This is a genomic window from Candidatus Curculioniphilus buchneri endosymbiont of Curculio glandium (assembly GCF_964275155.1).
Lineage (GTDB): Bacteria > Pseudomonadota > Gammaproteobacteria > Enterobacterales > Enterobacteriaceae > Curculioniphilus > Curculioniphilus buchneri.
Genome location: NZ_OZ193413.1, coordinates 898,953 through 922,220, shown reverse-complemented (window position 1 = coordinate 922,220; position 23,268 = coordinate 898,953). Strand labels below are relative to the sequence as shown.

Sequence of the window (23,268 nt, the reverse complement as noted above, 5' to 3'; positions counted from 1 at the left end):
CTGTCTAAGTCAATCAAATATCAATCTGTATTACATACGATGTTAATAATGTTAACGATATAATCCTTGTTCATCAATATAAGCTTGAACAGAAACAGGTAATAAGCTTTCACAAGATAAATTCGCTTGATAGCGTGTTCGGATATTACTAGAAGAAATAGTAAATTTTGGTGTTGTAGCACAATAAATCAATCCAGATGGTTTTTTATATAAAATATTAGGATTTTTAATTAAAGAATAATTATGATATCGATCAGTTAATTGATTAGAATAGCCGGGACGTGTGCATACTAAAAGATGGCATAATCCTGATAGTTCCCAACTATACTTCCATGTTGGCAATGTTAATAGCGAATCTTGTCCTATAATAAAGGCAATTGGCACTGTAATGCCATGTTGTCGTCGTAAAGCTTTAAATATTTCTACTATCCAAGACGAAGAACTCTTATGTAATACTTGTTTATCAATGATAAACAAATTATTGGCTATTTCGATAGTCGCTAAACGTACCATTTCTACTCGTTGCCAAAATGAAGCAATGGGTGCTGATCGATATAAGGGTATATTACTAATCAGAATAATTATTTTTTTTAGATCTAAGAAACGTGCTAATGATATAACAGGCTTTAAATGACCGTAATGGATAGGATCAAAAGTTCCACCATAAAAAGTTATAAGTGCATCGTTAGTCATGATTAATTATTACCCTAGGTAGAACATCTCCACATAATAGTAATATTAGTGCATTAAAATCAAGCCAGGGGCAATAATTGTAATGTTTCTTTATTGTCAATTCTATTTTACTCGTTAAAGAGATTATGTCTCTTAATTGATTTAATGTAAGACGTTTCAATGCCTGTATTACTAAAAGACGACGATGCTGCCATACTTTATATTGATTGAATAAATCCTGTATTGGTATATTAGTCATTTGTCGCTTCAAAGTTAATAATAACAAAACTTCACGTTGTATACTATATAGTAATGCCATTGGTTCAAAAGCTTCTTTTTTTAATTGTTGTAATATATGTATAGAACGTTTTTTTTTACCTGCTAGCACTGCGTCAATCCATTGAAATAACGTAAAATACGTTGCGTCATAAACTACATTTTCCAATTGCGGAAGGATCAAATTTTCATTAGGATACATTATTGATAATTGTTCTAATACTTGAACTAATGCTAACAGATTACCTTCATAGCAATAACATAAAAGATGACATACGGCATCGTCAAGTTTTAATTTCATTTGCTTTGCCCTGTTGTCTATCCATTTTGGTAATTGAGTTTCTTCTGGCGTAGTACAATTTACCAATATTGTATATCGTTTAATTGACTGAAACCAAGCACTTTTTTCTTGAGCATAAGTTAATTTATTACTTTGTAGAATCAAGAGCAAATCTTTATGTAATAACGATGCTAACTGAAGTAAACAATTTTCTATAGTTCTAGAAATATTGTTATCTGGTAAAATCAACAGTAAAATTTGTCGACTGGAAAATATATTTAAAGATTGACAAAATGTGAATATAGAATCCCAATCAGTACTCATATTAATTTTTAGATTTAAAATTTCATTAAATCCTTGTATTTTAGCTTGGTTACGAATGATATTTTGACTTTCCTGTAATAACAATGGATCATTACCCAGTAAAAAATAGCATTGATATAATGATTGTTTTAGTTGCACACTAAGTTGTTCAGGATGAATTCGAATCATAAATTAATCTATCAATTGAATGAAAATACATGTTTTAATAGGTATGTATTGTTAGTATTTTACGCACCAGTTGTTGTGCTGCTTTTTGATACATAGCTTGTCGTATGGAATCTATGTCAAGATTTTTGTTTAGGGCTGTTAAAAAGTTATTAAAGCATGAGCGATAAATTTTAACGTTGATAGAGTGTGCATTCTTGCCAGGTTTACATATTTGTGCCTGTACATTGAGTATTATTTGATATTCAGCGATTGTTCCATCTTGGAATATTGAGGTACTCACTTGATTTTCTAACGCATTTATAATGTGCACTGATGACACTGTCTCGCTTTTAATCTCTGTAGGATCAGCAATAGCAATGTTGTGTAAACGACATGCCATACGAACAGCGCGAGTTAATGGTCCATATGGATCATAGCTATTCAAAACTATAATTTTCTGGTTATTTTCTACTTGATAATCCATGGCATCTTTCAGGTGAAAACCACAACCTGAAATAACCATCAGTACAAAACAAAGAGGATATAAAAAAACTAATAAGCGCACAATATGCATTCCTTAATCTACTACTAAATTAAGGATTTTTCCTGGTACATATATTACTTTTAGAATAGTTTTTCCTTTCAAATATTTTTTTACTAAATGTTCTTTAAAAGCATATTGACGAATTAATTTTATGTCTGCATCTATGGAAACAGTAATTTTCCCTCGCAATTTTCCATTTACTTGAATTATGATCTGTTTAAATTTATTCATGATAATTCTATTGTTTGCAATTGGCCAAGGTGCATGATCAATGTCTCCTTTACCACCTAACACCTTCCAGAGCGTAAAGCAAATATGTGGAGTAAATGGATAAAGCATTTGAATGATCGCCATTAAACCTTCTCGTAACACAGCGCAATCTTGGTTAGTATTCTGTTGAGCACGCACCAATTTATTAGTTAGCTTCATAATAGCTGCAATGGCAGTATTAAAGGTTTGTCGCCGGTCAATATCGTCAGTTACTTTGACAATTGTTTTATGTATATCACAAAGTAGATTACTTTGAACATTACTTAACATGGCTTTTTCTAATAAATGTGATGACTTTAATTGTATATAGTTGTATACTAACTTCCACATGCGTTTTAAAAATCGATGTGATCCTTGTACACCGGATTCTTGCCATTCAAGAGTTGCTTCAGTTGGTGAGGCAAACATCATAAATAGGCGTACCGTATCAGCGCCGTATTTTTCTATCATTTTGTTTGGATCAATTCCATTGTTTTTAGACTTTGACATTTTTCTCATGCCTGCGTAAATTAGTTTTCTTCCTGAAGAATCGGTGGCTTTGATAATATGACCTATTTTATTTCTCTTTATATTCACATCAGCTGGAGATACCCAGATTCGTTCACCACTTGTAGATGAATAATAATAAAATGCATCAGATAGCACCATACCTTGGCAAAGTAGCCGCTTAGCTGGTTCATCAGAGATTATTAGTCCGGCATCTCGTAACAATTTGTGATAAAATCTAAAGTACATTAGGTGCATAATTGCATGTTCAATACCACCGATATATTGATCTACTGGAAGCCAATAATTAGCAGCGACAGGATCTAACATACCGCAATCATAAGTGGGACAAGTATAGCGAACGTGATACCAAGAAGATTCCATAAAAGTATCGAAGGTATCGATTTCACGAAGAGCAGGCCGGCCATTATACGTGGTACAGATCCACTCAAAAAATTTTTTGAGTGGATTAGACATGTTTTTCATGACTACATTTTCTGGGAGTATAACAGGTAGCTGATCTTCCGGTATTGGTACTATAGTGCCATCTTCAAGTGTTATCATAGGAATCGGAGTACCCCAATAGCGTTGTCGAGAAATTCCCCAATCTCGAAGACGATAATTGATTTTACGTTTTCCTATTCCACGTGCTACCACAGCATCGGAGATAGCATTAAAACTAGCTTGGAAATCTAATCCATCAAATTCACCAGAATTAAATAAAACGCCTTTATTAGTCATTGCCTGTACGTGAACATCTGGTTCACTACCATCTTCATTTCGAATTACTGATTTTATAGGTAAATTATATTTACGAGCAAATTCCCAATCAATTTGATTATGACTCGGTACAGATACAAGAGCATCCGTGTTATCGTCTTGCATTAAAAAAAAATTGGTAACCCATATCGGTAATATTTCGTTGTTCAGCGGATGGATAACATATAAACCAGTGAACATACCTTCTTTTTCCATAATATCTATATCTTCTCCTGCAACTTTATTAGAGCAGCAAGACTGAACAAACTTGGCAAGTTTTAGATTATTTTCCATGGCTTTTAATAATAACTTATGATCTGAAGCTATGACGATATAGGTAATGCCCATTATGGTATCAGGACGAGTAGTGTAAGCAGTCAACTTGTCGGCACCATCTGTAAGGCAAAAGATAATTTCTATTCCTTCCGAACGTCCAATCCAATTACGTTGCATGGTTTTTACTTGTTCTGGCCAATCTTTTAAATTTTCTAAATTTAACAATAATTCATCAGCATAATTAGTTATTTTCATAAACCATTGTGGAATTTTTTTACGTTCTACTTTTGTATTGCAGCGCCAGCAGCAACCTTCAATTACCTGTTCGTTGGCAAGTACTGTCTGATCTTGAGGACACCAATTAACTGCAGATGTTTTTTTATAAACTAAATTTTTTTTATATAAATAAGTAAAGAACCATTGTTCCCATCGATAATACTCTGGCCGACAAGTAATTATTTCACGATTCCAATCGTAACTAAAACCTAGTAATTTAAGCTGATTTTTCATATAAGCAATATTAGAGTAAGTCCAAAGTGCTGGTGCAATCTGATTATTAATCGCCGCTCTTTCTGCAGGTAATCCAAAAGCATCCCATCCAATAGGATGTAGAACGTTTTTTCCCAACATACGCTGATAGCGAGCGATAACATCGCCGATTGTATAATTTCGCACATGCCCCATATGCAAATTACCTGAAGGATAAGGTATCATGGAGAGGCAATAATATTTTTTTTTACTTAGATCTTCTACAACCTTAAATGTTTCTTTTTCCTTCCAATGTTTTTGGACAGAAGATTCTATTTCCTTTGGAGAATAAAATTCTTGCATGATAATCAATTATCCTTAATAAATAGACTTACGTTTATTTATAATAATATATTACATACTGCATAAGATTGCAGCTGCGCTATTGTCTTATATTAATATTCTGTTTTAAAATTTTAGAATTATTTTTTAAGAAATATATAAGTCATGATAGTGGAATATTGTACTTTTACATTTAGACTATTATCTTCTCGAAAAATTTTTTTTCACAATATGATCCAATTTGGAGTCATTTCTCTGAATGAATAATGTAAATTAATATTACTTGCAATATGATGATTACATATTATCAATATACTTCAGTTAAAGTAGCATTTTAATTACATGGAACTAACGTGAAAATTAAAAGTTATTCTATATAAAACAGAAAGAGAAAGTTAGAAGAGATTATAGGATATATATTTTGAGTTTATATGATGTGATCTAACAAATGAATATAAAACGAACATAGTGGCGTTTAATTAATCAGTAATCGATCTTGAGGTATAGAAGTGAAATCGTGTAATATCCACTACATTAAAGAAATGAAATTATCTTTTATAAAGATATTGATTAGCATTTAATTTTATTTTAGATCGTATAATAAAATAAAAAAATACCGCACCGGTCTGCCGCTGTAAAGTTCGGCGGCAGAACTACCATACTGTGTACAGAGAGAATGCTAGAAAATCAATGTATAAAATCAAACAGCAGTAACGTCAGCGGCCGAAGGGCCTTTGGCGCCATTAGTGATTTCAAATTCTACACGCTGACCTTCAGTCAAAGTTTTGAATCCATTGCTCTGGATAGCCGAAAAGTGTACAAAGACGTCCTTACTGCCATCTTCAGGAGTGATAAAACCAAATCCTTTAGACTCATTAAACCACTTAACATTACCTTTAATCTTAGACATCAAACTTACCTTTAAATAAATGATAAATATAAATTTTACTTCGGAACATAATACAGCAATTGACTAGCATGTTGTCCAGTATTATATCATAAATCCGTGATATATTTCTAAAAAATTTAATATACAGTTTATGTATATGCTAGAAAACGTATACTAACACCAACAGTTTAATAGTGTATATCTTTTAAAGTAAAATTACTACTAGTATTATACTTCTTTTCAGCCATTTATCAAGTTTTTCTTCTTTTTTATGTCATATGAAAAATATACTATTTTATCTAATATTCATCAAAATAATTACGTTAGACAAATTTATTATCTGTAGATAATGTTTCTATTGACTAAAATAATACAGCTAAAATAGCTTATAGAAAGTTATCATGATGCATTCTGATTATTTTTATAATAAATATTATAGCAACTTAAAAAATAAAATGGAATGAATTGCGTCTCTGAAAAAGAATTGTGTATCTATGATTAAGATCATTGTCTTATTAAAAATTTTACATGATCATTCAATATTATAAATTTTATGTCTATATTTTATTTTTTGTTTTTCTTCTTAATTTCATGAAATTAACATGGCATATTTGAACATATAGCATTACAAATTGGATTTGTATTCAAAATAACACTGTTGAAATAATTCTTAATACCAAATTTCATAATAAATGAAATTTAAATTTTTTAGAATCTAATAAGCACTAAACATGCTAAACAAGTTAAATTGTACCATATATTAGGATATGTTTTACATCAAACATGTCGGGGTTACGTCAAATATTTTAACAACATCGCTTGCAATTTTAATTCATTAAATTTTAAAAGCTAAAGCAATCTTTTTAATTCATTCTTTTTAATTCATTGCTTCAATGAATGTTCAAATATTTATTGACATTTCTATTTCATAGTTTCTATAATGTTATTAGATAAGACTTTGACGATCAATCAAAAGAGTTTGATTATATCGTTTTTGTCTAAACGTAAAGCGACACCTCACCGTAAGGACATGTCTTAAAACAACAATGCAGCCAAAGATATTGATTGAATTTACGTAAAATTTATTGCTCAATAAGCCTGTAGATATAACGGGTAACTTTCATTCATCGTCTTTAAAATACTCTATTAATTGCCCTTGAATTAATATGGCTGATATAAGTTAAAGACTAGCCAGCCGAACAAGAGCATGAACACCGCGTGTTGTTGCTGTTTTAGAAACTGCAAAAAATGGAGAAAAGATACTATTTCGGGTCCATAATATTGATCTGGTGTAAGCCACACTGTTTTACCTTTCTTCAGTATTATACTTCTTATTAATTTTGGTTATAGCATTATTAGAACACATACGTCTCCCATTTCTGAATTAGTTCCTCATCACGTTATTATTGTGAAGGCGATACATTGCTGTAATTGGTTGATATAGTCCCATCACTCGATCTCCTAATTCCAACGACAAAAATGAATGCCGATAATAATGATTCCCCCCCTATCATAAACGGTTGATTTATGAAGCTGCTGTAAAACCAGATACATTAACCACGTTTCATTCGAGTATCAGATCAGAACCATGCCATACCAGTTTCCATCAGTCCAATACCTAAAAAAGTGAAGATATTGATGAGAAGAGCTATATCAAGTTATCTTTGATTCATTTTTGAAAAATACAGTTTAAGATTACGATGGGTAATCTGTATACATTGTTTAAGAAAACAGATTTATTTTTGATCTAACTTAGTACCTAACCAATATAATAGAGGATCAGATAGTGTTACCAACAACTAAAATATATCCAAAACCAAATCAAATAAAAAACCAAATCAAACCAAATAATCCAATATTTCGGATAAATAAAGGCGAAAGCAAACTTATTAAGTTTAAATTGAAACATATTTTCAATAATGTGTTGTCATTTGACATGATTAAATCAAAAGTAAATAAAGAGTAGCATAGTAGTATATTGCATGAAAATACCCATTGATTCATAGAATATAGTTCTTATTTTATTTAGCTTTTAACAAGAAAGCTATAAATAATACTGTTATTATGAGCTGATAAAAATTTTTGGATGTAAATTAGTTACTTCAAAAAAATATTATAGAATTATAATATTTAGTAATAATATGATTAAAAAAACGAATAGAATGTAAGTTCTACATTTTGATATAATATAAACCATAAATAGTAATTCTATTGTTAAAGTAAGTATTTTTTAATTGACGCATCGCAAACATTTAGATGAATATAGTTGGTTTTAAATTAATTGATCTGTACAGTTTAGAAGAAATTATTTTTTAAAGTTGATTCATATAAATGCAATCTAATATAGTAATGAAAACTATATTTATTTTGTCCAAAAGTTATATGAATATATCTTATGAAACTAAATTACTTTGCATGTATAATGTTGATGATTTTACAAATCGATACGATATCTATCGTCTTAGATATATATTGAATAAAGGAGAATGTTATATGTTAAATTAAAAAATGACGCTATGGTAGACTAATTGATATTTATATTAAATAATATATTGAAATATATAGTAAATTAAATTTTAATTGTACATTATCTGACGAATATTGCCTATTTACTTAACCGTAGTTTTTAACTGTTTTAATATGTTAGTAACAACAATATAATAAAACTATTCTGTTAATAATATCAAAAAAATTTTTTCACATTTATTTTTAATATTGAATAAATTTAAATTAAAATATAGTTGAACAGCATAACTGCTATCTAATTAAAATAATCAATCAATTTCTAAATATCAATATCATATCGATATGAAAAATCATCCAAAAACAAAATGTTATAGTTGCAGTTAATAAAATACTTCCAAGTATCCATATAAAACAATGAATTGCTAAACTGAGATGTCGAGTCATAGCTGATATTTTATAAAAAGTACTTTACTTTGGTATTAAAATAGTAAAATGGCGATTATTGATTCACCTAAAATTTTAATGATTCTTAAAATACTTAGATTAATTGTAGCTACTAATTAAGTGGTTAGTAACATAAAAACGCAGAAGTAATCTTTCCTACTACATTAATAGAAATCTGATTATCACAGGTATGACAAAATGAAACCACAAGGCCATGAAATATTAGTTCCAATGAAAATGTCCTAAAAATCATGCAATGACAATAAAAGGAATCACTAATCCTAGTGAAGCTGTGAACGGATTATTAAAATGATTAGCTAAATAAGATAATATTGAGATATTTTTCTTTATCTTTCTGCATATTTTGAGAAGTTAGGTTGAGGACACAACTAAGAGTAAAGAATGTTACAGTCCAAACCATAATCGCATAATTACACATAAGAAGCTAAGATAAGATAATATTTTTTCAACCATAATACCATATTCTTCATAATATTTAGATAAAGAAAATGAAGAAATAATGGGAAAATGATTAAAAGAAAATACCATAATTGGGATTGCCAATCCATAATATTCTAAAAATTACTATTATTTTGATAATAGTGTTATTAGTAATTTTTGTAAAATTGAAAAACTTCAACTTCAATAGAGAATTTAATAATATGCTCAATAAAGACACTAATCACCCATACTTGTATTAACAGTTAAAAACACACGTCTGCGCCAATAGCCATACCATAAAATCCTAGAATTTAAATCGTATCAGTTTTTGCTAAACATGTGAGATATAAAATCATCTTTTTCGAAAAAATTCTTTGTTGCACTCATATATTCTGAGTATATAAAATATAACGAAGATAATCAAAAAATAAAATGATATACACCATACTTAACAATGATTATCAATCCTGATAACCTTAGATTTACGCTCATGTGGCAGTATGGATAATATAAGTAAAAGCTCATCAGATATTTTCACTGAAATTCGTATAGTAACGCATTGGTGATTTTAATATCACATTAAAGTTAATGAAAATATTATCCATAATCTTTGATCTCTAAAAGAGTGTCTGTCATAAGAAATATTCTTAATGTTATAGGACTGTAACTATTAAATCAGAATAATAGTCAATTATTTTGAATTAAATGATTTTAATTGAAAATAAATTACAGTATAGATAGAGTAAAATGATATGTAATCGTATTAGCATTTTTTATTAAGACCATAAATATGCTCACAAATAGCACATAAAATCATCCAATCTTAACCAATCTTAAAATTAAGAATTTTAACTGTTAATAAAATAACTAATCTAGTTAGATTTTTAATATAAAATTGTAGTCTCAATAATAATTTTATTTAACCATTTAGTATCTTATTAATTTTCCTGATCTAATTTATATAAATTATCAATATGATTGCATTCTATTCAATAATTATAGTTATTAACATTCTGGTGCATTTTAAGATAAAATACAGTGATACGAATAATTGTATTTTGTTAAAATTTAAAGATAAAATAGTATCGATATACTCTCTAATAATAACTTTTTGAAATTATTTTCATACATATTAATTATTATACATCTAATAATAATACTAGTTGTCAATCTAGTTAATTTAGATATGCTTAATTATCAAAAATACTTAAAAACAGCACATTGTAATTTTCAATAATATTACAATGTGAAACAAAGATAAAATACACAGAGTACTTTTTAGATAAATTCCTCCGCAATGTCCATTGCTATTTATTTTTTAAAAAATTTGATATATATCTACCTAAATTCTCACTAGTGTGTATTAATTAGCAATGCATTTTATAATAACGTTTCAAACACATCGCGATATATTGTATTCGTCTCCCTCTAAGATATACTATAAAAATACGGTGTGTCCCCTAGGGGATTTGAACCCCTGTTGCCGCCGTGAAAGGGCAGTGTCCTAAACCCCTAGACGAAGGGGACAGAAATTATACATACATAGATGATACTTCAAAGTAAAACGTTGTAAAGAGATTACTAACAAAATACTTAAGTCAAGTTTTTCGTTTTATCTTTTTTATCTTTAAGGTGTTATTTCTTATTTATTTAATGTAATTAATTATTATTAATAATATATATAAAGTTATATACTCAAATTATAGTAATATATATTTGTCCTACCTTCTTTAGAAGGTAGAATATATAACGAATCATGCCAACGCTATTCTATTAAATAGAAGGCCTGAATCAGATTAGATTATATAATCTATCATACAATGATATGCATGCATGTTAAAAAAATCTATCTTGTTTATAGTGATAAACCATGCGTTAATTTTCTTTTTTTCCAATTATAATAAATAGTTAGCTATTATTTAATGAGTACTAAATTAATTTAATGATAAATGTATATGTAATCATGCTTTATTATATTAAAAGCAAGTTTTCAACTGTGCAATAGATGCATACTTTACATCAATATAAAATAAATAAAACTACGTTTATATTTATATATCATTAAATATATCAAATTATGTAATCTGTTTGTTAAATGCTCGCTGTATGACATGCATATACACTATATGTATATCCATTGTTTCACATAAATGTGAATAAATATAATTTAAAAAAGCTATTACTTCAATAAGCATGGAAAATATCAAATTAATTTATAATTTAATATTAATATTTAATATTATATTAATTCATGTACTTTTATTTTTTTAGAAAGAATTTATTTAAAATAAAAAATGTAAATTATTACTAATAATAATTAAAATATTAGTATATTGTAATCAGACAACATTCATTGATTGCAGATACTTTAAATTAAGATAACAATGTTGCTATTAATAAAGTTAAAAACACACAACGAGACTTGAGCTAATAGATCAATTGAGACGTGTGACTCTTTTTGCTTTACTGATTAATAATAATATGATTATTATATCTATCTAGTTTAATTAACTTATTGGGTAAAAGTTTCCCAGATAGAATCTTTTGAGATAATGGATTTGTAATTTCTTGTTGTATCACACGCTTTAATGGACGTGCACCATAAACAGGATCAAATCCAAGTTTGCCTAAAAGCTCTAATGCTTCATCACTAATAGTGCTATTATATCCTTTTTCTTCTAAACGACGATATAAATGTCGTAACTGAATTTGTGCAATTTCAGTGATATTTTGACGACTTAATGGATGAAATACGACTATTTCATCTATTCGGTTAATAAATTCTGGACGAAAATGGTGGTTGAGTACATCAAGCACTATTTTTTTCATTTGCTGATAATTAATTTGATCAAAGCGTTCTTGAATTAACTCTGATCCTAAATTAGACGTCATAATAACTACAGAATTACGAAAATTTACTGTGCGTCCATGTCCATCAGTTAGACGACCATCTTCTAATACTTGTAGAAGAATGTTAAATACATCTGGATGTGCTTTTTCAATTTCATCAAGCAAAATAACTGTATAAGGACGGCGTCGCACTGCTTCAGTTAAATATCCTCCTTCTTCATAACCAATATAACCTGGTGGAGCACCGACTAAACGAGATACCGAATGTTTTTCCATTAATTCAGACATATCAATACGAACCATAGCATTGCTACTATCAAACAGAAAATTAGCTAGTGCTTTACACAGTTCTGTTTTTCCAACTCCAGTTGGACCAAGAAACATAAATGAACCAATTGGTCTATTAGGGTCAGATAAACCTGCTCGACTACGGCGAATGGCATTAGATACCGATTCCACAGCTTCATTTTGTCCAATGACTCGTTGATGTAGATCATGTTCCATGCTAAGCAATTTTTCCCGTTCAGTTCTAAGCATACGAGAAATTGGTATTCCAGTCCAACGAGCTAATACTTCAGCAATTTCAACGTCAGTTACTCGATTGCGAAGGAGACGCATAGTCTTACCTTCTAATTGTGAAGCAGCTGCTAATTTTTTTTCTAATTCAGGAATTTTTCCATATTGTAATTCGGACATCTTAGTTAAATCACCGACTCTTCGTGCTTTTTCAATTGAAATTTTTGCCTGTTCTAATTCAAATTTTAAATTTTGTGTACCTAACAGTGAAGCTTTTTCTGCTTGCCATTCTTCTTCTAATGTAAAATAATCACGCTCTTTTTTTTCTAATTCATCATTTATTATATTTAAGCGTTTCATGCTAGCGTCATCTGATTCTTTTGTTAACGCCTGTTGTTCCAATTTTAATTGGATAATACGTCGTTCCAAACGATCAAGTTCTTCTGGCTTAGAATCTATTTGCATACGGATGCTAGATGCAGCTTCATCGATAAGATCGATTGCTTTATCAGGTAATTGTCGATCAGAAATATAACGATGAGATAAAGTTGCAGCGACAACAATAGCTGGATCGGTAATTTGAACATGGTGGTGAAGCTCATAGCGTTCTTTTAATCCGCGCAAAATAGCAATAGTATCTTCAACATTTGGTTCATCGATAAAAATTTTTTGAAAACGTCGTTCTAATGCAGCATCTTTTTCAATATATTGTCGATATTCATCTAAAGTAGTTGCACCAACACAGTGTAACTCTCCCCGTGCCAAAGCAGGTTTAAGCATATTGCCCGCATCCATTGCACCATCTGTTTTTCCAGCACCCACCATAGTATGCAATTCATCTATAAATAAGATGATTTTACCTTCTTGTTTAGATATATCATTTAGTACCCCTTTCAAACGTTCTTCAAACTCACCACGGTATTTTGCTCCAGCTAGTAGAGATCCCATATCTAATGATAGAACTCGGTTATTTTTTAATCCTTCAGGCACTTCTCCATTAATAATGCGCTGAGCTAATCCTTCTACGATAGCAGTTTTTCCTACACCGGGCTCCCCTATTAATACCGGATTATTTTTAGTACGCCTCTGCAGTACTTGAATAGTACGTCTAATTTCTTCATCACGACCAATAACTGGATCAAGTTTTCCTTGCTCAGCGCATTTTGTTAGATCGATAGTAAAATTTTTTAGCGCTTGCCGTTGATCTTCATCACCTTGGTTATTTATTTTTTTACCACCACGCAATTTCTCAATTGCTTGAGTTATATTGAATGTAGATGCTCCTGCCAATTTTAATAGTTTTGCTACAGTACCTTGATATTCTAATGTTGCTAGAACAAAGATTTCAGAAGAAATAAAACTATCAGCATTTTTTTGTGCTAATTTATCACATAAATTCAGCACACGTATAAGGTCTTGAGATAGCTGTACGTTATTATTCATACCTTCAATTTTTGTTAAACGATCACATTCACGTTCTATTTCAATGATAAATTGAGAAACATTAACGCCAACTAATTGTAATAATGGACATACAGTACCGCCTTCTTGTTTTAAAAGGGCGTCCATAACATGTACAGGTTCAATAAACGGATTATTGTGCCCAAGAGCTATGGATTGTGCATCGATAATAGCAAGCTGCAATTTATTAGTAAGACGCTCCAGATGCATAACTCTTCTCCCATATTAATGACAAATATTTCTTATACAGAGTGAGGTTACTTTTTTAAAAATCAAGTATTTTTCATAATTAAATAAAAGATAATATCATTTATTCTAGAATAATGGACAATAAAATTGTATTAGATCAATAGAAAATTGATGTATATTGATAATTTTCTTTTGTCTAATGATAATGTAACATATTGTTATTACTTTAAATTATGCTAATTTTTAGTAAAAACATAAATTGTTGTTACCATATGACCATATGCTAGAACATTAACATATGGCCTAAATTGTTAATGAATGTTATTTAAATTAACGTATCGTATTAAATAAAGCTTATAATTTTTAAAATTTATATTTTTATTTTTCATCCAAAAATCGGGCTATATGAGATAGTCATAGTCCGGCTAAAGTTAAAATAATTGCTACATTTATAATCGGTAAATCACTTTTTTCTTATGAAAATTGAAAATTCAAATAGATGTGTTGTGAAGTACATCAAAAATATCTTTTAAATATTTTCTTTACATTGTGAATTAGCTGTATTAGACATGAAAATTACAGTCATATTTCTTATATAAAATATCATTTTATCTTATTTATCTAATGTATAGACAAAATAACAACCTGGTTTATAACCAATCTATTTATTCTGATACTGTTTAGTATCGTCTTGCAAAACTCTCACCAATTCTATCATATCTTTAGGTAACGGTATGCACCATTCCATTTCGTTATTACTAATAGGATGGTGAAATCTTAGAAAATTAGCATGCAACGCTTGACGATCAAAACGACGCAGTATATCATTAAAAATCTCAGAAGCTCCTTTTATTGGTCGTACACACCCTCCATACAGAGGATCGCCTACTAAAGGATGGTTAATATATCTAATATGTACACGAATCTGATGAGTACGACCAGTTTCTAACCATACATTCAGGCGTGTATGATTTCGATAACGTTCTAAAATACGATAGTGAGTTACTGCCGGTTTACCCATAGGATGTACTGTCATTTTTTTTCTTTTAGTAGTATGGCGAGCAATAGGTTGCTCTATGGTTCCGCCTGAAATTATTGCACCGGTCGCAATTGCTTCATATTTACGTAGTATTGCCTTCGTAAGGATTGAGTACACCAAACCAATATGTGCTTTTATCGTTTTTGCCACGATCATTAAACCAGTAGTATCCTTATCTAAACGATGTACAATACCTGCTCTAGGTACAGCAGAGATAGGTGGAAAATAATGTAATAATGCATTTAACATAGTGCCATTAGGATTGCCTACTCCTGGATGTACTAAAAGATTGCGTGGTTTATTGATTATCAAAATATCATCATCCTCATAAATAATATTTAAATGAATATCTTGTGCTTCCCAATGCCGTTGTTTTTTAAAAGTAGCTTGTATCTCAACCAATACTCTATTAAGTATTTTTTGTTTAGGTTTTGCTATGACTATTCCATTCACTTTTACTAAACCGTCAAGAATCCAAGATTGTATCTGTGATCTTGAATAACAGGGAAACCAATCAGTTATAATTTGATCTAAGCGTTTTCCAAATTGGGATTCATCGACTATTTTATCAAAATACTTATGCAGCTCCATACTATATTTTCTCTGGAATATCATTCCAATATTATTATTGTATTATAATATACTGTTATAATCAGCAGTATATTTCTGTATTAAATATAGAATCTAGTAACATCATCCTATTATTAAGGATAATAACACATCATGGTACATGTAAAAATTATCATAGTGACTACCATATTAAGTTTTATACTATTAGGTTGTGTTAATAATAAAGATGGTGCGATAGATAATACTCCTATCCATCTTTATTCTTTAGCAAAAAAAGAATTAATAAATGGAAATTATAAGCGTGCTATCAAAGAACTAGAAAAAGTAAATCAATGTCATCCATTTAGTATATACGCTCAAAAGGCGCAAATTGATTTAATTTACGCTTATTATAAATCTGATGATTCATCTTTAGTAACCACTTTTTCTGATCGCTTTCTTCGACTGAACCCTACTCATCCTAATATTGATTATATATTATATATACGTGGATTAACTAGCATGGAAATGGATGGCAATCCAGTATTTGGATACTTTGGATTAGATCAATCTTGTTGCAATCCTGAACATGCCAAAATAGCATTTCAAGATTTCAAAAAACTAATTTTGCATTATCCACATAGTCAATATGCTCTAGATGCTACTAAACGCCTTATTTATCTTAAACATCGATTAGCGAAACATGAACTGTGTATAGTAAAGTATTATACTGCTCGGGGAGCATATGTTGCGGTAATTAACCGTGTAGAAAAAATGTTGCAGGATTTTCCTGACACGCAAGCCACACTTAATGCATTACCATATATGGAAAAAGCTTATCGAGCATTACAGTTAAATAATTTAGCTAATAAAGTAGAAAAAATTATTGAGATCAACCGCCGTGTTTGAAAAAACATATTTAATATAAGTCTAATTAATTTTTTAAAGAATGTTTTCTTTATTATGCAATAGATAAAAATAGTATTCTTATTGAATTGAACTGCTTTAGTTATATTTACGTGAAATATTTCTAAAAATAATTTAAATCATTATTATATTGTTTTCAACAACTACTATTTTTAAAATAATTATTTTTGACGTTACGTTTAGTAACATATCGCTTTAAATTAAAATAACGAACGTATAGAGCTTGATTAAGCTAATGAAAAACATGATATTTTTGTTCTTTAATTTTAGATGTAAAATTTTTATACGTTTTGTTGAAATTGATTTAATAGATAGACATTATTCACAACAATCATCAACTTGATGCAACAGTATCTTGCTTTTTTTAAGAAAAATTTTAGTGTAATTACCTAGCCATAAAGCAATGTCTTCAAATTGAGCAGTGAATGTTTGACTATTTCCTTGTTCTAATAAATTTAGAGCCATACCGACATATTGATGATAAAGCTTTATTAAAAGAATATTATCCTCTGATGCAAAGATAATATTAGCGTATAGTTTTGGATTGTTTGAAAAAAAACGTCCAATCATTATTAAATCTATTCGATAAGAAGGTGATGCTAGTGCGAGCAATTTTTTGATATTGACATTTTCTTTTGCCAGAAACATACCATACGTAAAAGTAATAAAATAGCGTAATGCTTGTATAAATGACATATTATGATCATGCTCTAAGGTATTACTGTGATACAAATGTGCTCCCCATAGTTGCATTTGTTTTAATAGCCACTGATATGCTTCAGGTTTACGTCCCTCACAAAATATTATAACTTGTTTTGCTATACTATCAACGTCAGGACCAAACATAGGATGAAGACCAAGTACTGGTCCGTTATGTACCGATAACATCGCTTGTAATGTTGCATGTTTAATAGAAGCTAAATCTACTAAGATACAGTCTTCTGGTAATGGTGGTAATTTTTGAATGATCGATATAGTCAGATGAAGAGGAACACTAATAATTACCATTCCTGCATTTGATAGCAAAGAATTTGAATACAACCAATCTTCTCTACCCAATATATGCACCTGATAGCCAGATAGTATTAACATTTTATTAAATAAACGTCCCATTTGTCCTCGACCACCAATAATAACTATTTGACGTAATTCTGGAAACAAAGTTTTAAAACCTTTATTGTTTTCGGTAATATAAGATTCACGCATCACTCTGCGAAGAATATCTTCGATCAAATCAGGAGAGATTCCTAATGTAGAAGCTTCTTGACGACGAGAAGTTAGCATTGTCATCTCGCGATCATGATCGTAAATTGGTAATCCATGTTGTATTTTTATTTTTCCAACTTTATTAACTAATGCTAATCGCTTAGAAAGTAGGTTTAAAAGCATTTTATCTATTTTATCAATTTCTTTTCTTAAAATGTCTAGTTTTATCATTTTACTATTTTTCCTACTTTCTATTATGGTAATTCATTATGTAGTTGATACAATAAATTATTGGTACTTTTCCAATCAATGCAAGCATCGGTAATCGATACACCATAGCGCATATCTTCGCGTGGTAATTCTGCAGATTGATTACCAGCATTAATATAGCTTTCAAGCATCAGACCAATAATAGAACGATTACCTTCTTTAATTTGTGCAAGTACCGATTGCGCTACTTCTGTTTGACGACGATAATCTTTACTAGAATTGCTGTGACTACAATCAATCATTAACGATATTGGAATTTCTGCTTCTGCCATTTTTTTCTCGCAACTGATAATATCTTTTGGGTAATAATTAGGTTTATTGCTACTACCTCGAAGAATGATATGGCCGTTTGGATTACCATAAGTTTGTAGTAAACAAAGCTGACCAGCTTGATTGACACCCATAAATCGATGAGACAATGCAGCTGCACGTATTGCGTTAATTGCTGTTTCTAAGTTGCCATGTGTTCCATTTTTAAAACCTACTGGTGTGGCAAGAGCAGACGCTATTTCACGATGAGGCTGGGATTCTGTAGTTCTAGCACCAATAGCTGACCAACTAAATAGATCGCCGAGATACTGAGGATTATTAGGATCTAACATTTCCGTTGCTAATGGTAGGTTTATTTTGATTAATTTTAGAAGTAGGTTACGGGCTATTTTTAATCCTGATTCAATATCTAAAGAACCATCCATATATGGGTCATTAATTAATCCCTTCCATCCGATAATAGTACGTGGTTTTTCAAAATAAACACGCATAGCAATATATAGCTTGTTGCTTAATTTCATTGATAAATCTTGTAACCGATAGGCATAGTCACAAGCAGCATCAATATCATTGATAGAACATGGACCACAAATTACTAATAGTCTCGGATCACGACCATGTATGATATCTGCAATTGTGTGTCTAGATTTAGTAATGGCATTTTGATCAATTTTACTTAAAGGAAATTGACGTTTTAATTCATTAGGAGTAATGATTATTTTTTCATCGATGAGATGAAGATTATTGGATATATTTTGTAACATACTATTTTCCTGATTAAAGTGATATGGATGCTAAGTTGCTATATTGAGCATAACACTGTAGTTAATGACCAGATACTTTAACCAAAAATTGTAAATATTTCAATCCATAATTGTAAATAATTTATTACTATTTAATTTCAGAGAAATGCAACTACAAGTATTGAGTCATAGATGTAAACTAAATAAAACTCAATCATGTAATAAATATTTGATTTTGAATTATCAATATATTGTTATAGATACAATAATTATTGTTCTATTTAAGATAAATACTAATTTTTAGTATACGTTGATAACGATACGATTATGTATATTACCTATACTTATACTCTTACTTATACCCTTGATATTTTATAATATATATATAAAAAATATATTTTTATAATGATAACGTGAAACACATAATTTTATATGTTCTTTACAAGAAAAATTGTACTAAATAGAATTTAGATTAAATTTAAATAACATGGTATATGTCTCCAACATTTAGCATGTTATCAATAACAATGACTAATACCTTATATAAAACAGTGAATACTACCAGATATAATTCTATATTACTATGTTATGTTTCAGTTTAGTAAAAATTGAATTATAGTATTATCAACACTATAATTTATATTATTAATCTCATGTAAAATTATATCAAATGATAGTACATGTAATCAATGAATACATTACAATTATACATCAAAATCCATGGTCTTATTTTCTAGAATCTTTATGGAAAATTAATAAAATATTCAATGTAAAGATTATATCCATTTTGGATATACTTTACCTCATGAAAAAAATAGACTAAAGAATAGATGGTATAATACTTAATTAAAAGTATCATCTTATTTTGTTTGATAAGGTAAAAAGTAATGTACAATTTTTAATAAAAACATATTCATTATAATAAATGTGCTATCGATAATATTATAAATCACAATGTAGGAAAACCTAAACATTTTTATGTTCTTATATAAAAATATATTTTGTACATATACTATTTTAGTATAAGAACATATGATAAATAGCTTCATAAGCTGAGTAGACACTCAGAATCTGAATAATTTCAATAATTAAATTATGATTACATTGTTTTATGTTTTAACTTTAGTAAAATTACTATTTATATAATAAATAAATGATTAGTATATATTATAATAACTGAAGACTTTTAAGTAACATAATATAAATTTTCTTGGTAATTAATAATAATAAAATTAAATTATATATGGTCTTCTAAAAAAAGTATATTATAGTAATTTATATTGCAGAAAAATTTATTTTTTAGTTACTAACTAATAATACTAAATAAATATTTAAGTATAATATTCAATAGCATAGCTTTAAAATATGAACAACATTATATTACTTTAAGTTACTATTAATTTGATTGCTGTAAAAACGATCATTAGAATTTTATACTTTTAATAAAATTCTCTAAGAATTGAAATCTTTTATTTGCATACAAAATAAGAATATTGAATTTTTTTAACACAACCTTTATTAAATATAGTGTTACTTGGTAATATAGTCTAATAAATTATTGATCTTAATTATATTTAATCAGTTGATAATGGTTTTAAAACCATATAAATAATGCTTCTTACTACTTTGATAATAGTACAATAATTATGAGTAAAAATTTAAAATACTTGCTTGATAACTCATTATAAAAGGACAATAGCAGAAAACTATAATCATTAACACATTGTAGACTATAGCTTATTTTTATGGATATAAAAAAAGAGATTTTATTTTATCTGATGCATCAGTACTAATTTTCAACCGAAAATACTTTTTTAATATTTATTACATAATATCAAAGAATTTTCAAAAATGTTAAGTTATTAACTTTCGCATTTTTAATCTTTTATTACGAAACATAAAAATACTTAATGTTCATATAGTTCTTATCTATTCCTTTTTGAAAAACGATACATATTTCCTACTATAGACCGGTTTTCTATTAATTAGTAAAAATTTTAAGCCATGCTTCTTTAAATTTTTTAACTAATTAGTGCATCGACGAATGTCAAATCATATAAGGTATGTATCTTTTTCTGTATAGTATATAAAAATTTTTATCTACGATAAACAATAGATTAATTATGTTCAGTTTGATAGTAAAAATTGCTATAGATTATATTAAATATAACGTTTTATTTATATAGCCAACACAATGATGGATATAATTGATGTGAAACATATTTTCAATCATTTTATTTAATATTTCGTGCTGTAAAAAAGTGTACCTTATGTAAAAGACAAAAAAAGTAAAAATGAGAAATACGTTATTTTGGCACTGATGGTATATACAATATATCCTATAAATTTTTTGTGTAGTTATTTTAATTTTTTAATATATTAATATTATTTAAACATTACAAATACATTATTTAATGAATTAAATAATAGAGAATATAATCTTGTAATAGATTTTCGATGAACTTTATTGTTGTATTTGATAATAGACGCGCATTTTTTTGATATACATCAAAACGATATAGTTGAAAATATAGGAAAAATCTTTACTTTCCTAATCATTTTCATATTTTTTCTAGAAAATTTTTAAATAAATATAATGAAATTAGGTTATATTTTTAATTTTTAAGTTTATAAAAAGTAAAAATATAGTTTTTTAAGATTAAACCACACTGTCATATTACTTAATTTTTTTAAAAAATTCAGTTTATATGATAATATGGTAAGATTGTCAAATATACGTATTAAATATTTTAAGAATATGGATACGATCTGAATTCTAAATTTTTAGAATATGATTCCACCATATTTTCATATAACAAACGTAGCTAAATAAAAACATTTAAAATAAGTCAATTTTGAAACTAAGATAGTTGTATTATCTATTCGAATTTAAGTATAAGTATATATGTTTATTGCGATAAAAAGAAGCATCTAAATTTAAAAATCTATAATCTATACATGAACTAATTAAATAAATATTTTTTGAAATGTATATTTATAAGAAAGTAATTTTATTTTAGGAGAATAATTTAAAATGAATAAAATATTATCGCTGACAGTAATTCCAGAAATAATTAAAAAATTAAACAATATATCATTCAGTAATAGCCTTCAAATTCATTATTTAATTCTTAATTTAATACAATATAAATAAACAATATACTATTGTTAAAAACAATATATTTTTTACTGATTTTAGTAGCGTATAAATGCTTAATTAAAATATTATTTTTTATATTTAAAAATATTACAGCAATATACAAAGGTATTCCTAATGCTCTAGTGCATTACTAGCATCTTAATGATGGAATTAAGATGTTAATTTAAATTAACTTAGTTCTCCTCTTGCTTTATAGATCGAACTATTACAATATAATAATCAATTTAATAAAGGTTAACTATGATATATTATTGTAGTTGTATCCTGTCATTGATTATATGTAGCTATGTCGCACATCAATTCGAAACTAAATTTATCGCCAATTCTTTAATTTAATAAAAAATTAATTTTCATTAAAACATTGCTATGAATATGTATAATATATTTATTTTATACCAAGTTAAAATGAATAATGCTTATATTAAATTAGATTAATAGAACGTATCTTCTTATTTTATTTTTATCATATAAATTTTAGAAAAACTCAATCTTTGATATATCTAATGATATATTAGCATTCTTGACAATACATCATCACTCTATTTGTCATCAAATATCTTGATGCAGCGTCATTTAAATTCAAAATCTAAGTTGATTTTTGTCAATAATTCTTATATTTATTATTAATATATATACTATGTTATATAATGTGCTGTGTTATTTGTTTAAATGCTATTGTCCTATGGACCTTCAAGTAGTCTGAAATAAATCAAAATATATCTATTTAGTGGCTAGCTATAAAGCTTTATAGAATTATTTAAAGTTACCTCAAATTATTTATAATAATTTTCAATAATTTTGTTAAATAAAAGACTAAAAAATATATTTGTGTAGTCAAATTATCCATTTAATATTTAATAAATATTTAAAATATATATTATCAATATACACATTAAACTTGATAGAAAATTTCATTTCTGAGAATAAATTCCGATCTTTTTTATAAACTATTTTTAAAAGACTAGGACAATTATCTATGAAATAGAGATTTTTTATATCCTTCA

At 28.0% G+C, this 23,268-nt stretch carries 10 protein-coding genes and 1 tRNA gene; 1 reads left to right on the top strand and 10 read right to left on the bottom strand.

Translation table 11 applies throughout. The features are described from left to right. Positions 1-51: 51 nt before the first annotated feature. The 8 genes from nadD to rluD all read right to left on the bottom strand — a co-directional run bounded on the left by nadD (position 52) and on the right by rluD (position 15,730). Positions 52-693 (bottom strand): nicotinate-nucleotide adenylyltransferase, encoded by a 642-nt coding sequence (gene nadD, locus ACICP0_RS02790; protein WP_395479799.1) that lies wholly within the window; start codon positions 691-693, stop codon positions 52-54. Next, complete coding sequence (holA, locus tag ACICP0_RS02785; protein WP_395479797.1) at positions 686-1,720, bottom strand: DNA polymerase III subunit delta; 1,035 nt, start codon at positions 1,718-1,720, stop codon at positions 686-688. The genes nadD and holA overlap by 8 nt, the downstream gene beginning before the upstream one ends. A gap of 34 nt (positions 1,721-1,754) precedes the next feature. Further along, the gene (lptE, locus tag ACICP0_RS02780; protein ID WP_395479796.1) at positions 1,755-2,264 is read right to left on the bottom strand and encodes an LPS assembly lipoprotein LptE; all 510 of its coding nucleotides are present in this window, start codon (positions 2,262-2,264) and stop codon (positions 1,755-1,757) included. 12 nt (positions 2,265-2,276) lie between these two features. Beyond that, positions 2,277-4,865, bottom strand: coding sequence for a leucine--tRNA ligase (leuS, locus tag ACICP0_RS02775; protein WP_395479794.1), 2,589 nt, complete (start codon positions 4,863-4,865; stop codon positions 2,277-2,279). A 679-nt stretch (positions 4,866-5,544) separates the two neighbouring features. Further along, a complete protein-coding gene (cspE, locus tag ACICP0_RS02770) occupies positions 5,545-5,754 on the bottom strand; it encodes a transcription antiterminator/RNA stability regulator CspE (RefSeq protein WP_395479792.1) in 210 nt (69 codons plus the stop codon). 4,784 nt (positions 5,755-10,538) lie between these two features. Beyond that, positions 10,539-10,611: transfer RNA gene (locus ACICP0_RS02765), tRNA-Glu, on the bottom strand. A 936-nt stretch (positions 10,612-11,547) separates the two neighbouring features. Beyond that, the gene (clpB, locus tag ACICP0_RS02760) at positions 11,548-14,121 is read right to left on the bottom strand and encodes an ATP-dependent chaperone ClpB (RefSeq protein WP_395479791.1); all 2,574 of its coding nucleotides are present in this window, start codon (positions 14,119-14,121) and stop codon (positions 11,548-11,550) included. 640 nt (positions 14,122-14,761) lie between these two features. Then, positions 14,762-15,730 carry a 23S rRNA pseudouridine(1911/1915/1917) synthase RluD gene (gene rluD / locus ACICP0_RS02755; RefSeq protein ID WP_395479789.1) on the bottom strand — a complete coding sequence of 323 codons (969 nt, stop codon included), beginning with the start codon at positions 15,728-15,730 and terminating at the stop codon, positions 14,762-14,764. Between the two features lie 132 nt (positions 15,731-15,862). Between rluD and bamD the strand changes: the two genes are divergently transcribed. Continuing rightward, positions 15,863-16,597, top strand: a complete 735-nt coding sequence (bamD, locus tag ACICP0_RS02750; protein ID WP_395479788.1) for an outer membrane protein assembly factor BamD — start codon at positions 15,863-15,865, stop codon at positions 16,595-16,597. Between the two features lie 336 nt (positions 16,598-16,933). Here bamD and tyrA read toward each other — a convergent pair whose 3' ends face one another. Both tyrA and ACICP0_RS02740 read right to left on the bottom strand, forming a co-directional pair. Then, positions 16,934-18,052: a bifunctional chorismate mutase/prephenate dehydrogenase gene (tyrA, locus tag ACICP0_RS02745; RefSeq protein ID WP_395479786.1), complete on the bottom strand. Its 1,119-nt coding sequence runs from the start codon at positions 18,050-18,052 to the stop codon at positions 16,934-16,936. Positions 18,053-18,075: 23 nt separating this feature from the next. Continuing rightward, a complete protein-coding gene (locus tag ACICP0_RS02740) occupies positions 18,076-19,125 on the bottom strand; it encodes a 3-deoxy-7-phosphoheptulonate synthase (protein WP_395479784.1) in 1,050 nt (349 codons plus the stop codon). Positions 19,126-23,268: the final 4,143 nt, after the last annotated feature.

What these genes read in the sequence shown, in the direction of transcription:
- bamD (WP_395479788.1), top strand. Translation starts at nt 15,863, where the DNA reads ATGGTACATGTAAAAATTATCATAGTGACTACCATATTAAGTTTTATA.
- clpB (WP_395479791.1), bottom strand. Translation starts at nt 14,121, where the DNA reads ATGCATCTGGAGCGTCTTACTAATAAATTGCAGCTTGCTATTATCGAT.
- rluD (WP_395479789.1), bottom strand. Translation starts at nt 15,730, where the DNA reads ATGGAGCTGCATAAGTATTTTGATAAAATAGTCGATGAATCCCAATTT.
- leuS (WP_395479794.1), bottom strand. Translation starts at nt 4,865, where the DNA reads ATGCAAGAATTTTATTCTCCAAAGGAAATAGAATCTTCTGTCCAAAAA.
- holA (WP_395479797.1), bottom strand. Translation starts at nt 1,720, where the DNA reads ATGATTCGAATTCATCCTGAACAACTTAGTGTGCAACTAAAACAATCA.
- tyrA (WP_395479786.1), bottom strand. Translation starts at nt 18,052, where the DNA reads ATGATAAAACTAGACATTTTAAGAAAAGAAATTGATAAAATAGATAAA.
- cspE (WP_395479792.1), bottom strand. Translation starts at nt 5,754, where the DNA reads ATGTCTAAGATTAAAGGTAATGTTAAGTGGTTTAATGAGTCTAAAGGA.
- nadD (WP_395479799.1), bottom strand. Translation starts at nt 693, where the DNA reads ATGACTAACGATGCACTTATAACTTTTTATGGTGGAACTTTTGATCCT.
- ACICP0_RS02740 (WP_395479784.1), bottom strand. Translation starts at nt 19,125, where the DNA reads ATGTTACAAAATATATCCAATAATCTTCATCTCATCGATGAAAAAATA.